This is a genomic window from Roseovarius pelagicus, from assembly GCF_025639885.1.
Lineage (GTDB): Bacteria > Pseudomonadota > Alphaproteobacteria > Rhodobacterales > Rhodobacteraceae > Roseovarius > Roseovarius pelagicus.
The window spans coordinates 1378291-1390335 of sequence record NZ_CP106738.1; the positions used below are offsets into that span (position 1 = coordinate 1378291).

13 protein-coding genes are annotated in these 12045 nt (G+C 59.6%); 8 read left to right on the top strand and 5 right to left on the bottom strand.

Annotated features, from left to right (window positions below; all coding sequences use genetic code 11):
• Window positions 1–197: 197 nt before the first annotated feature.
• Window positions 198–833 (bottom strand): TetR family transcriptional regulator C-terminal domain-containing protein, encoded by a 636-nt coding sequence (locus N7U68_RS07835; protein WP_263048764.1) that lies wholly within the window; start codon window positions 831–833, stop codon window positions 198–200.
• 207 nt (window positions 834–1040) lie between these two features.
• On the opposite strand from N7U68_RS07835, the gene N7U68_RS07840 reads away from it, so the two are divergent.
• The 8 genes from N7U68_RS07840 to N7U68_RS07875 all read left to right on the top strand — a co-directional run bounded on the left by N7U68_RS07840 (window position 1041) and on the right by N7U68_RS07875 (window position 9019).
• A complete protein-coding gene (locus N7U68_RS07840) occupies window positions 1041–2291 on the top strand; it encodes a Zn-dependent hydrolase (RefSeq protein WP_263048765.1) in 1251 nt (416 codons plus the stop codon).
• Window positions 2292–2369: 78 nt separating this feature from the next.
• Window positions 2370–3833, top strand: a complete 1464-nt coding sequence (gene hydA / locus N7U68_RS07845) for a dihydropyrimidinase (RefSeq protein WP_263048766.1) — start codon at window positions 2370–2372, stop codon at window positions 3831–3833.
• A gap of 58 nt (window positions 3834–3891) precedes the next feature.
• Entirely contained in the window at window positions 3892–4674 is a 783-nt protein-coding gene (locus N7U68_RS07850; protein ID WP_165196668.1) for an ABC transporter ATP-binding protein, read from the top strand.
• Window positions 4675–4875: 201 nt separating this feature from the next.
• On the top strand, window positions 4876–5748 hold the full coding sequence (locus N7U68_RS07855; protein ID WP_373322976.1) for an ABC transporter permease: 873 nt from the start codon (window positions 4876–4878) through the stop codon (window positions 5746–5748).
• Window positions 5748–6590 (top strand): ABC transporter permease, encoded by an 843-nt coding sequence (locus tag N7U68_RS07860; RefSeq protein ID WP_165196664.1) that lies wholly within the window; start codon window positions 5748–5750, stop codon window positions 6588–6590. The genes N7U68_RS07855 and N7U68_RS07860 overlap by 1 nt, the downstream gene beginning before the upstream one ends.
• Before the next feature lie 37 nt (window positions 6591–6627).
• The gene (locus N7U68_RS07865; protein ID WP_165196662.1) at window positions 6628–7623 is read left to right on the top strand and encodes an ABC transporter substrate-binding protein; all 996 of its coding nucleotides are present in this window, start codon (window positions 6628–6630) and stop codon (window positions 7621–7623) included.
• 178 nt (window positions 7624–7801) lie between these two features.
• A complete protein-coding gene (locus N7U68_RS07870) occupies window positions 7802–8563 on the top strand; it encodes a hypothetical protein (protein ID WP_263048768.1) in 762 nt (253 codons plus the stop codon).
• Between the two features lie 12 nt (window positions 8564–8575).
• Entirely contained in the window at window positions 8576–9019 is a 444-nt protein-coding gene (locus N7U68_RS07875) for an SH3 domain-containing protein (RefSeq protein WP_165196658.1), read from the top strand.
• Window positions 9020–9025: 6 nt separating this feature from the next.
• Here the strand turns inward: N7U68_RS07875 and aroA are convergent, their stop codons facing one another.
• The 4 genes from aroA to N7U68_RS07895 all read right to left on the bottom strand — a co-directional run bounded on the left by aroA (window position 9026) and on the right by N7U68_RS07895 (window position 12044).
• The gene (gene aroA / locus N7U68_RS07880; protein ID WP_165196656.1) at window positions 9026–10375 is read right to left on the bottom strand and encodes a 3-phosphoshikimate 1-carboxyvinyltransferase; all 1350 of its coding nucleotides are present in this window, start codon (window positions 10373–10375) and stop codon (window positions 9026–9028) included.
• 74 nt (window positions 10376–10449) lie between these two features.
• The gene (locus N7U68_RS07885) at window positions 10450–10821 is read right to left on the bottom strand and encodes a RidA family protein (protein WP_165196654.1); all 372 of its coding nucleotides are present in this window, start codon (window positions 10819–10821) and stop codon (window positions 10450–10452) included.
• Window position 10822: 1 nt separating this feature from the next.
• Window positions 10823–11683, bottom strand: coding sequence for a lysophospholipid acyltransferase family protein (locus N7U68_RS07890; RefSeq protein ID WP_165197996.1), 861 nt, complete (start codon window positions 11681–11683; stop codon window positions 10823–10825).
• An 82-nt stretch (window positions 11684–11765) separates the two neighbouring features.
• Complete coding sequence (locus tag N7U68_RS07895) at window positions 11766–12044, bottom strand: HPr family phosphocarrier protein (protein WP_165196652.1); 279 nt, start codon at window positions 12042–12044, stop codon at window positions 11766–11768.
• Window position 12045 lies beyond the last annotated feature (1 nt).

Consider the following 12045-nt stretch of genomic DNA (forward strand, 5'->3'; position numbering starts at 1 on the left):
GCAGACCATGATCATTTGGTCTGCCTATCCAATCACGCGAAATCCGCGGCGGCGCACCTCCACCCCGAACCGCCGCTATGCTCCGCCGGTCTGCGCCGCTCGCGGCGCGAACGTTTGGCCAAGCTAGAATCCCGCATCGCGGTGGCGCGTAAGGGACTGCATGTTCGCAACGGAACCGCCCCTTGATTAACACGAACTTAGGGTGTGAGCAGCCGTCGGAACAGGACATCCAGATGCGCTTTTGCGCCGCTGTGAACCTGTGCGCTGTCCATCAGCACCCCGACCTGCGTCTCGAAATCGGCGTAATGCTGCGTGGTGGCCCAGATCGAAAAAATCAAATGCCGAGGGTCGACCGGAGCCAACGCACCTGCATCAACCCAACGCTGGATCAGAGCGGACGCCCAATCGACCAATGGTTGCAGATCACGTTCCAGATGAGGACCAATGCGCGGCGCGCCTTGCAGGATTTCATTCGCGAAGAGTCGGCTTTCACGCGGGAATTCCTGACTCATCTCCAGCTTGCGATGGACGTAACACATCAATTCCTCCAGCGGTTCCCCATCCGGATCAATTTCGCGCAGAGGGGCCAGCCAGCGATCCATCAACTGATCCAGCAGCGTGACGTGAATATCTTCCTTGCCGTCAAAGTAGTATAGGATATTCGGCTTGCTCAGCCCTGCCTCGACTGCAATCTGATCCAGCGTGGCCCCACGAAACCCCTGTTTCGAGAATACCTCGAGGGCAGCCTCTAGTATGAGTCCGCGATTGCGCAGTTGTATGCGGCTCATTGTCGTGTCTTCCTCGGGCGGTGCGTCGCCCGGTGCCTGCCGCATCTCAGCGCCTCCCCGGCTCTTGCGTGGGCCGAGGCCCGGAAACGGCCAAAAAACGGGCCGCTAGATTTAGCCTAGCCAGAAGCCCGGCAATCCCCAAGACTATTCTTGACACTGCTGGGCTGCTCCGCAATCGTATCTTTACCAAATGGTAAAAAAGCGGACCACCGCTCGAGCGACGCCGCGACGAGGATAGCAAGGGGAATTGGCATGGCTGCACCGGGTGAAAATCTGAGGATCAATGGCGATCGGCTATGGGACAGCCTGATGGAGATGGCCAAGATTGGACCGGGTATTGCAGGCGGGAACAACCGGCAGACGCTGACCGATGAGGATGCAGAAGGGCGCGCGCTGTTCCAACGCTGGTGCGAGGCTGCTGGCATGACGATGGGTCTGGATACCATGGGTAACATGTTCGCACGGCGCGAGGGCACCGACCCTGACGCCCTACCCGTCTACGTCGGCAGCCATCTCGATACACAGCCGACGGGCGGCAAATATGACGGCGTACTGGGTGTGCTCGCCGGGCTGGAACTGATCCGCACGCTGAACGATCTGGACATTAAGACCAAGCACCCAATCGTCGTCACCAACTGGACCAACGAAGAGGGTACGCGTTTTGCCCCTGCGATGCTGGCCTCCGGCGTGTTTGCCGGTGTCCACGAAGAGGATTGGGCCAAGGACCGCGAAGATGCGACGGGCAAGACATTCGGCAGCGAGCTGGATCGTATCGGCTGGAAGGGTGACGAGCCTGTGGGCGCGCGTAAGATGCATGCATTTTTCGAGCTGCACATCGAACAGGGGCCCATTCTGGAGGCCGAAGGCAAGGATATCGGCGTCGTCACCCATGGGCAGGGCCTGTCTTGGACCCAAGTGACCATCACCGGCAATGACAGCCACACCGGGTCGACCCCCATGCCAATGCGCAAAAACGCCGGGCTGGGCATGGCGCGCGTCTTGGAAAAGGTCGAGGAAATCGCGCTGAGCCACGCCCCGGATGCGGTGGGCGCGGCGGGTCATATCGACATCTACCCGAACTCGCGCAACGTGATCCCCGGCAAGGCGGTTTTTACCGTCGATTTCCGGTCGCCCAACCTTGATGTGATCGAGGATATGGTGCGCCGCATGAAAGCCGCCGCGCAGCAGATTTGCGATGACATGGGGCTGGGAATAGAATTCGAAGTGGCTGGCGGGTTCGATCCTGTCACCTTTGACGAGGGCTGCGTGACAGCCGTGCGCAACGCCGCCGAACGGCTGGGTTATTCCCACCGCAACCTGATTTCGGGCGCGGGGCATGATGCCTGCTGGATTAACCGCGTCGCCCCCACGGCGATGGTGATGTGCCCCTGCGTGGACGGGCTGAGCCACAACGAGGCAGAGGAAATTTCCAAGGAGTGGGCCACGGCGGGCACGGATGTATTGATGCATGCGGTGGTGGAGACGGCGGGAATCGTGGAATAAAGGGGGCCAGCCCCCAAACCCCCGGGATATTTCCAGCAAGAAGATGAAACCGGGACCAGCAATAAAGGGAGAGGCTCCATGACCACCAAAGTCATCAAGAACGGCACCGTCTGCACAGCCGATCGCACGTGGAAGGCCGATGTGCTGATCGAGGGCGAGACGATCAAGCAGATCGGCGAGGACCTGAAGGGCGATGAGTACATCGACGCCGAGGGTGCCTATGTCATCCCCGGCGGGATCGACCCGCATACCCATCTGGAAATGCCCTTTATGGGCACCACGGCGGCCGAGACGTTCGAGACCGGCACATGGGCAGCGGCCTGTGGCGGCACCACGATGTTGGTGGATTTCTGCCTGCCCGGCGCAGATGGCAGCATCAAGAACGCGATCAATGAGTGGCACCGAAAGTCCGCACCGCAGATTTGCAGCGATATCGGTTACCACATGGCGATCACCGGCTGGAATGAGAACATCTTTGACGAGATGAAAGACGCTGTCGATATGGGCGTCAATTCCTTCAAGCACTTTATGGCCTACAAGGGCGCGCTGATGATTGAGGACGACGAGATGTTTGCGTCGTTCAAGCGCTGCGCCGAATTGGGCGCGCTGCCGATGGTTCATGCCGAAAACGGCGATCTGGTCGCCGATATGCAGCAAAAGTATTTCGACGAGGGTATCACCGGGCCAGAGGGCCACGCCTATTCCCGGCCACCCGAGTTTGAGGGCGAAGCGGCGAACCGCGCGATCTGTATCGCCGATGCGGCGGGTGTGCCGCTGTATATTGTGCATGTCAGTTGCGAACAGGCGCACGAGGCGATCCGACGCGCGCGGCAAAAGGGCATGCGCGTTTATGGAGAGCCGCTGGCGCAGTTCCTGACACTGGATGAGAGCGTCTATTTCAACACCGACTGGGACTATGCCGCGCAGCGCGTCATGTCTCCACCCTTCCGCGATAAATCGCATCAGGACAGCCTGTGGGCGGGGCTGCAATCGGGATCACTGCAAGTGGTCGCGACCGATCATGCCGCATTTTCCACCGCGCAGAAACGCGCGGGCAAGGATGATTTCCGTATCATCCCCAACGGCTCGAACGGGTTGGAGGAACGGATGCCGGTGCTGTGGACGCATGGCGTGGAAACCGGCCGCCTGACACCTAATGAATTCGTTGCTGTCACCTCGACCAATGTGGCGAAAATCCTGAATATCTATCCCCGTAAGGGTGCCATCGTCGAAGGCGCGGATGCCGATATCGTTGTCTGGGACCCCAAGATCACCAAGACGATCTCGCATTCCAACCACCACTCGATCCTCGACTATAATGTGTTCGAAGGATTCGAAGTTACGGCCAACAGCCGCTACACGATCAGCCGAGGCGAAGTGATCTGGGGCTGGGGCCAGAACAGCCAGCCACAGCCCGGCCGCGGCAAGTTCGTCCCCCGTCCGGCATTCCCGTCGGCAATGACCGCGCTGAGCAAATGGAAGGCACTGACCGCGCCCAAGATGATCCAGCGCGACCCGCTGAATATTCCGGCGGGGATTTGATGGGGGAGCGCGCGCGCAAGCAATCCCACGTCCATACCGCGAAATGGAGAGCTAGGCATTGACCCAGGAAACCGTGATCAGCGCCCAAAACCTCTCGTTGACGTTCCAGACCAACGATGGCCCGGTCCACGCGCTCAAGGACGTGAGTCTTGACGTCGAGAAAGGCGACTTCGTCAGCTTCATCGGTCCGTCGGGCTGTGGCAAGACGACGTTCCTGCGGGTCATGGCCGACCTAGAACAACAAACCGCCGGGACGATCACGGTGAACGGCGTCAGCCCGGCTGAGGCGCGCCGCGCCCGCGCCTATGGGTATGTGTTTCAGGCGGCAGGCCTCTATCCGTGGCGCACCATCGGCGGCAATATTCGTCTGCCGCTGGAAATCATGGGTTATGACAAATCCGATCAGGCCAAGCGGGTGAAGCGCGTGCTGGAACTGGTTGAACTTGCCGGGTTTGAGAAGAAATTCCCATGGCAGTTATCGGGCGGGATGCAGCAGCGCGCGTCCATCGCCCGTGCGCTGGCATTCGATGCCGATATCCTGCTGATGGACGAGCCCTTTGGCGCGCTGGACGAGATCGTGCGCGATCACCTGAACGAACAGCTACTGCATCTTTGGGCCAGTACGCAAAAGACGATCTGCTTTGTCACCCACTCGATCCCCGAAGCGGTGTATCTGAGCACCAAGATCGTCGTCATGTCGCCACGCCCAGGACGGATTGCAGATGTGATCGACAGCCCCTTGCCCCGGGAACGGCCCCTCGACATTCGCGACACGCCGGAATTCATCGACATCGCCCACCGCGTACGCGACGGGTTGCGTGCGGGGCACGACGATGACTGATCACCGGTTTGGCCCGCCTGCCCCTGCCCTTTCAATCGGGCTGGGGCCTATCACCGTTCACGATCATCGGATCCTCAGCCTGTACCGTTCGCTCAAGAGACTCCAATATCCTTTCGCCTTTCTTAAAATACCTGAAAACTTCGCCCGCTATCGGCCCAGCAATTCAGGTATTTGTGGAAAGATGAAATCAGGGAGCCGGTGATGCGCAATGTCCTGCCCATACTTACAGTCGTGGCCGCGATCTTTGCGCTTTGGTATGGTGCGGCAGTGTCGCTGAACGCGCCTTGGGCCAAGGACAAGGCTGCACGCGCAGGCATAGAGCTGAGTTTCTCAGAACTGGTGGCAGATACGTGGAGCCAGAAAAAACCCAAGCTGCCCGCGCCGCATCAGGTTGGGGCGGAAATATGGAAAACAACCGGTGCGATGATCCTGAGCGGTCGGGGGTTTTCCAAGAGATCCTTGATTTACCACAGCTGGATCACCTTCAGCGCGACTGCGTTGGGGTTCGTGCTGGGCACCGCTCTGGGCACGTTGCTGGCCATCGGGATCGTCTACAACCGGACAATGGACATGAGCGTGATGCCATGGGTCATTGCCAGCCAGACCATTCCGATCATTGCCATTGCTCCGATGATCATCGTGGTGCTGAACGCTGTTGGTGTTTCCGGGTTGCTGCCCAAGGCGATGATTTCGATGTACCTGTCATTTTTCCCGGTCGTCGTGGGCATGGTCAAAGGGTTGCGCAGTCCCAGTGCCATACAACTGGACCAGATGCGCACGTGGAATGCCAGCGCGGCGCAGACCTTTTGGTGTCTGCGTTTGCCATCGTCGATGCCGTATCTGTTTACCTCGCTCAAGATCGGGATTGCCGCCAGTCTGGTGGGGGCCATCGTGGGTGAATTGCCGACCGGCGCCGTGGCTGGTCTGGGGGCGCGACTGCTGGCTGGCAGCTACTATGGGCAGACCATCCAGATCTGGAGCGCACTGCTGACAGCCGCCGCGTTGGCCGCGTTGATGGTCGGCCTCATCGGGCTGGTTCAGCGCTATACTCTGCGCCGTATGGGGATCGCGTGATGGGTTGGTTGCTTGCAGGGCTCACCACATGGATCGGTGGCTGGCTGTTAAACGTCTGGCTCGCTCGCCAACCGGCGACCCGCATGGTGCAGATCGCAGTTCCAATCATTTTTGGCCTGACACTGATCATTGTCTGGGAATGTGTGGTGCGGGGGTTTGGTATATCAAAGGTTCTGTTACCGGCGCCGTCGCTGATCGCACAGACATTTGTTGCCTCCTTAGGTCTCTTGTGGCGCGACTTTGTGCAGACCGTCGTCAAAGGGGCGTTGTCCGGCTATATCATGGGTTGCGGTTCCGCATTTCTGATGGCGATTGCGGTGGACCGGTTTGAGTTTCTGAAACGTGGATTGCTGCCGGTTGGAAATTTTGCAGCGGCATTGCCGATCATCGGGATGGCACCGATCATGGTCATGTGGTTCGGCTTTGGCTGGGAGTCCAAGGCTGCGGTGGTCGTGATGATGGTTTTTTTCCCGATGCTGGTAAACACCGTTCAGGGTTTGGATGACACCGATGCCATGCAGCGTGACCTGATGCGCACCTATGCCGCGGGCTACTGGAAAACCCTGCTGAAGCTGCGGCTGCCTGCCGCGATGCCGTTTATCTTTAACGGCCTGAAGATTGGCACAACGCTGGCCCTGATCGGCGCGATCATCGCGGAATTTTTCGGCTCGCCGACGCTGGGTATGGGCTTTCGCATCTCGATCTCGGTCGGGCAACTGGCGATAGATCTGGTCTGGGCCGAGATCGTTGTCGCCGCCCTTGCGGGCAGCGCGTTCTACGGCGGGGTTGCCATGCTGGAGAAAGCAGTGACATTCTGGCACCCATCACAACGGGGCCGATAATCAACCGTTCAAAAAACCGTAACAGGGAGAAAACACGATGAACAAACTTACAACCACATTCGGGGTCGCTGCACTGGGCGTCTGGGGGGCTGCCGCTGCGCAGGCCGCCGATGATGTCACATTGCAACTGAAATGGGTCACGCAGTCACAGTTTGCTGGCTATTATGTCGCGCAAGACAAAGGGTTCTATGACGAAGAAGATCTGAACGTCACGATCAAACCCGGCGGACCGGACATTGCCCCTGCACAGGTGATCGCGGGTGGCGGCGCTGATGTCGTTCTCGACTGGATGCCGTCGGCCATGGCGAGCCGTGAAAAGGGCCTGCCGCTGGTGAATATTGCGCAGCCCTATAAATCTTCGGGCATGATGCTGACCTGCCGCAAGGATGCCGGTGTGGAAACCCCGGCTGATTTCGCGGGCAAAACACTGGGCGTCTGGTTCGGAGGCAACGAGTATCCGTTCCTGAGCTGGATGAACAAACTGGGCTTGGCCACCGACGGCTCTGACGGGGGCGTGACCGTGCTCAAACAAGGATTCAACGTCGATCCGATCCTGCAGGGCCAGGCCGCCTGTGTGTCGACCATGACCTACAACGAATATTGGCAAATCATTGACGCCGGCCTGACGCCAGAAGAACTGGTGGTGTTCAAGTATGAGGATCAGGGCGTCGCGACGCTTGAAGACGGCATGTATGTGCTTGAGGAAAACCTCAATGATCCTGAATTCGTCGACCGCATGGTTCGTTTCGTCCGCGCCTCGATGAAAGGCTGGAAGTGGGCCGAGGAGAACCCCGAAGACGCCGCAATGATCGTTCTGGACAACGACGCCACAGGCGCACAGACCGAAGAACATCAAATCCGCATGATGAGCGAAGTGGCCAAACTGACCGCAGGCAGCAACGGCACGCTTGATCCCGCAGATTACGAGCGGACGATTGAATCGCTTCTGTCGGGCGGGTCGGATCCGGTCATCACGGCACATCCGGGTGATGCCGCGTGGACCCACGCGATCACCGACAAGGCGCTGAACTAACTCGGCATCGACCAAACGGCTGGGGGCCGCGCATCTGCAATGGATGTGCGGCCTCTTCATGTTTGCGACGTTCATCGACTGCCTACCCGGTAGCAGGCCACCCCGCATCAAACTTGCCAACTCATTATGTGTCCACCTAAGATAAAGGGTGTTCCTGCTCCTTTTATCGGTGACAGCCATGGTTATTGCATTGCCTGCCTTCATTCGGCGTATCAGTGTTGCTATTGCACTGACGCTTTGCTGCACATTGACTACGTCCTTTGCCGCAGGTGCCGACGACCAAGAGCAACCGATTGTACTGTGTGGGACTGACGCCGGGTTCGATCTGCAATCCCTCAACATTCTCAGCGGAACGGGCACGCTGGCCATTGATCGGGCGTTGGTGCAAGAGCTTATGGCGCAATCCCGTTTTTTCCGGGTGCGCCCCGCATTCTTTGTTTACTCGGGCGGCATACAGAACGCGCTGGCCACGCCGGAGGTGTTCCCACAGACGCCGGGCACGGATGGCACGATACTGTATCAACTGGACCTTTTGACCGAACATCTGAATTCGGCCTATTTCGGCGGCTCCATCGTCGCGGGCGTCATCGCGCATGAATTCACCCACATCATCCAGTTCTCTGATCGTGACCTCTATTCTCGATTGTCCAAGGCGCATTCGACTGTGAAGTTTCTAGAGCTGCATGCCGATTTCGTGGCAGGGTATTACATGGGAACCAAGTTCAGCCACAGGTCCGAGGATCTGGAGACGCTCGCGCGCAAAATCTTTGAGCTGGGCGACAACAATTTTACCAATATCGGCCATCACGGCACCCCGCAGGAGCGTCACGTCGCCTTGCGCGCCGGATTTCGGTACTACGTCAACAACCCAAACAGCAATATTACCGCCGCTCTGGTCGAAGGCGAAGCCTTCGTGACCAGCGTTTTCCCTGACTTTTAGAATGTGAACGTTATGAAATATCTCATCATACTGACCGCTGCCCTGTTTATGTCTGCTGCCGCCGCGCAAACCGGAGATGACTGTTATCCCGGTCTTGGGCTTTGCGAGGACGACGTGACCGCGCAAATGCCATTGCCCAGCAGGATCAACATCGGCACTCCCGATGAGAATGCCACATCGACCCAAAGCGGCCAGTCTTCGCAAAGCCAATCAACGCAACAACCCGCCGCGCCTGCGAACCCGATCTGTATCGTCTATGATGTGCGCCCGCCTGATGCGTGGCTTGCCCTGCGGACCGAACCCAGTTCTCGGACGGGCACCCGGCTATATAAGCTGCCATCGGGGACGCGGATCGAAATGATGGGGCCCAGAGACGGCGCGTGGCATCTCGTCCGGGTGCCGGATGGCACCATAGGCTGGGTATCGTGGCAACGGCAACGTTGGATCGCGTGCTAGTCGCGATTACGCGTCGCGGCTGATTTTTGCGCCCAAGCCTGCCATCAGCGGCTCGAAAATCGGGAACGATGTGGCGATCGGGCTGCCGTCATCGACGCGGACGGGCGCGTTGGTGCCCATACCCAACACCATAAAAGCCATTGCGATGCGGTGGTCCAAATGGCTGGCGCAAATGGCCCCGCCGGGCACATTGCCATGACCGCGTCCGTGAACGATCCACCAATCGTCTCCGTCCTCGACCTCGATCCCGTTGGCGCGCAGACCCGTGGCCATCGCATCAATCCGGTCGCTTTCCTTGACGCGAAGTTCCTTGACCCCGCGCATCACGGTTGGACCGTCGGCAAATGCGGCAACGACGGACAGCACCGGGTATTCGTCGATCATGCTGGCGGCGCGGGCGGGATCGACCTCGATCCCCTTGAGGTTCGGCGAAAAGCGTGCGCGCAGATCGGCGACCGGCTCTCCGCCTTCGAGGCGTTCGTTTTCATAGGTCAGGTCCGCGCCCATCTCGCGCAGCGTTGTAAAGAGACCTGCGCGCGTCGGGTTAAGGCCGATACCCGGCACCAGCACGTCGGATCCATCAGTAATCAGCGCCGCACAGACCGGAAACGCCGCAGAAGACGGATCACGCGGCACGGCAATGGTCTGCGGTTGCAGTTCCGGCTGACCGGTCAGGGTGATGATACGACCCTCGTCCGTGTCCTCGGTGGTAATCTGTGCGCCGAACCCCGCGAGCATCCGCTCGCTATGGTCGCGCGTTGCCTCGCGTTCGATCACGACGGTCTGGCCGGGGGCGTTCAGCCCTGCCAACAATACCGCCGATTTGACCTGTGCCGACGGCACCGGGACCGCGTAGCGGACCGGCACAGGGTTGTCGGCCCCAACGATGGTCATCGGCAGCCGCCCGCCACTGCGCCCGACTGTACGCGCCCCAAAGAGGGCAAGCGGATCAGTCACTCGCGCCATCGGGCGGCCATTCAGCGAGGCATCACCGGTAAAGGTCACAGTGATCGGTGAGGTCGCCATCGCTCCCATGATCAGCCGCACACCGGTACCGGAATTGCCGCAATCGATCACGCGGTCCGGTTCGGCAAACCCGCCGGTGCCGACACCGTGGACCGACCACGTACCGCCGCCATGATCGGTGACCTCTGCTCCAAAGGCGCGCATGGCGCGGGCCGTGTCCAGCACATCCTCGCCCTCCAGCAGGCCAGTGATGCGTGTCTCACCCACAGCCATTGCGCCCAGAATAAGCGATCGGTGCGAGATGGATTTGTCACCCGGAACCTCTGCTGTGCCGCTGAGTGGGCCGCATTTTGCAGACGTCATAGGGATGGGGATGCCGTGGCCGGACATATGCACGCACCTTTCAGAGAAACGGGAGGAGACAGGCCGGGACGCGCGCACCCCGACCGTTGATATGCGTGCGCTCAGCGACCGCTGGCTTGCGGGCCGTCACAGGCAGCGATGACCAGCACTTCTACTTTGTATTCGGGGGTGGCCAGCTTGGCCTCGCCACAGGCGCGGGCCGGGGCATGTCCCTCGGGCACCCACGCATCCCACACTTCGTTCATTTCTGCGAAATCGGCCATGTCGGCCATCCAGATGGTCGTTTGCAGGATGCGGGTGTTGTCGGTGCCAGCCTCAGCCAGCAGCGCATCCACGTTCGCCAGACAGGTGCGCGTCTGATCGGCGACACTCTCCCCGGGCTTGCCGACCTGACCGGCAAGATAGACAACCTCGCCATGCTTTACGCTCTGGCTCATGCGTTGGTTGGTTTGGCTACGGATGATCTTGGTCATGTCATGTATCCTTGGTTGAGGCCGGGTCATCGTCGCCCAGCGATAAAGTATGTTCACGCAGCCACGTCATAAAGCCGCGCGGATCGCTTTCCAGCATCTTCATGCGTTCGTCGCTGATCGGCGCGCCGACGACCGGCTTTTGCGGACGTTTGCAGCTGTGCACGACCTCGTGCAACAAAAGCCCCTGCCGCAGCGTTGCGGAAATACGGTTGGCCATCTGATACCAGCGACTGTTGGCGCCGGGGAAATAGATCGGCACCACAGCAGCGCCTGACCGACGTATCATCTGCGCAGTAAAGACGTTCCATTCCCGTTCGATCGCGGGGCCCATGAGAGTGTCCGAGTTGGCCACGACCCCCGAGGGAAAGACGCTGATCAATCCGCCTTCCTTGAGATGTGCCATCGCCTTGGCGCGCATTTCAACCGACTTGCGCTGCGCATCAGGTTCGTGCGGAAATGGCACCGAGATCATATAGCTGGCTGCCACCTCGTCGATCCCGGTCAACAAGGCGCGGGTGAGTATCTTGTAATCAGTCCGGCGGCGACCGATCAGATCGGCCAAAATCATTCCGTCCACCAACCCATGAGGATGGTTCGCCACTGCCACGACCGGCCCCTCAAGCGGAATATTCAGCAATTCCTCGTCCGGCGTCAGCAGATCAATACCCATCGTCCCCAACGCCGCGCGCCAGAACGGCTGTCCCATCGGCGCGCCACGTTTCTCGAATGCGCGGATCATGCGCAGGATCGTGATCTTGCCGGTGAACATCTCGATCGTACGGATGATGAAAGCAGTCAGGGGTTTGTCAAAGGAATTGGCATAGGTCAGGCTACGGCGGTCATACTTGGTGAAGTTGACCATCTCCGCGGGCGTCTCATCGCCCCGATCATCATGTTGCTTCACCAATTGGACAGTCCCACTTTGTCCGGCGCTCTGCTGGCGCTTACATGTCTTCGCCGAACCGGTTCGCGACGAGTGCCGTGATAGCATCCGTCAGCGCCTCGGCATCGGGGCCGCGCGTTTCAACGTCAATAGTGGTTCCATTGGCGGCTGCCAACATCAAAAGGCCCATTATACTGTCGCCACTCGCCGATTGGCCATCATGGGAAACCTCGGCACTGGCGTCAAATCCTTCGACCACTTCTACAAGTTTGGCAGCCGCGCGGGCATGCAATCCCTTCACATTCACGATTTCCAGCTGACGCCTGGTTGCACTCGTCATG

What these genes read in the sequence shown, in the direction of transcription:
- N7U68_RS07835 (WP_263048764.1), bottom strand. Translation starts at nt 833, where the DNA reads ATGCGGCAGGCACCGGGCGACGCACCGCCCGAGGAAGACACGACAATG.
- N7U68_RS07840 (WP_263048765.1), top strand. Translation starts at nt 1,041, where the DNA reads ATGGCTGCACCGGGTGAAAATCTGAGGATCAATGGCGATCGGCTATGG.
- hydA (WP_263048766.1), top strand. Translation starts at nt 2,370, where the DNA reads ATGACCACCAAAGTCATCAAGAACGGCACCGTCTGCACAGCCGATCGC.
- N7U68_RS07855 (WP_373322976.1), top strand. Translation starts at nt 4,876, where the DNA reads ATGCGCAATGTCCTGCCCATACTTACAGTCGTGGCCGCGATCTTTGCG.
- N7U68_RS07860 (WP_165196664.1), top strand. Translation starts at nt 5,748, where the DNA reads ATGGGTTGGTTGCTTGCAGGGCTCACCACATGGATCGGTGGCTGGCTG.
- N7U68_RS07865 (WP_165196662.1), top strand. Translation starts at nt 6,628, where the DNA reads ATGAACAAACTTACAACCACATTCGGGGTCGCTGCACTGGGCGTCTGG.
- N7U68_RS07870 (WP_263048768.1), top strand. Translation starts at nt 7,802, where the DNA reads ATGGTTATTGCATTGCCTGCCTTCATTCGGCGTATCAGTGTTGCTATT.
- N7U68_RS07875 (WP_165196658.1), top strand. Translation starts at nt 8,576, where the DNA reads ATGAAATATCTCATCATACTGACCGCTGCCCTGTTTATGTCTGCTGCC.
- aroA (WP_165196656.1), bottom strand. Translation starts at nt 10,375, where the DNA reads ATGTCCGGCCACGGCATCCCCATCCCTATGACGTCTGCAAAATGCGGC.
- N7U68_RS07885 (WP_165196654.1), bottom strand. Translation starts at nt 10,821, where the DNA reads ATGACCAAGATCATCCGTAGCCAAACCAACCAACGCATGAGCCAGAGC.
- N7U68_RS07890 (WP_165197996.1), bottom strand. Translation starts at nt 11,683, where the DNA reads ATGGTCAACTTCACCAAGTATGACCGCCGTAGCCTGACCTATGCCAAT.
- N7U68_RS07895 (WP_165196652.1), bottom strand. Translation starts at nt 12,044, where the DNA reads ATGACGAGTGCAACCAGGCGTCAGCTGGAAATCGTGAATGTGAAGGGA.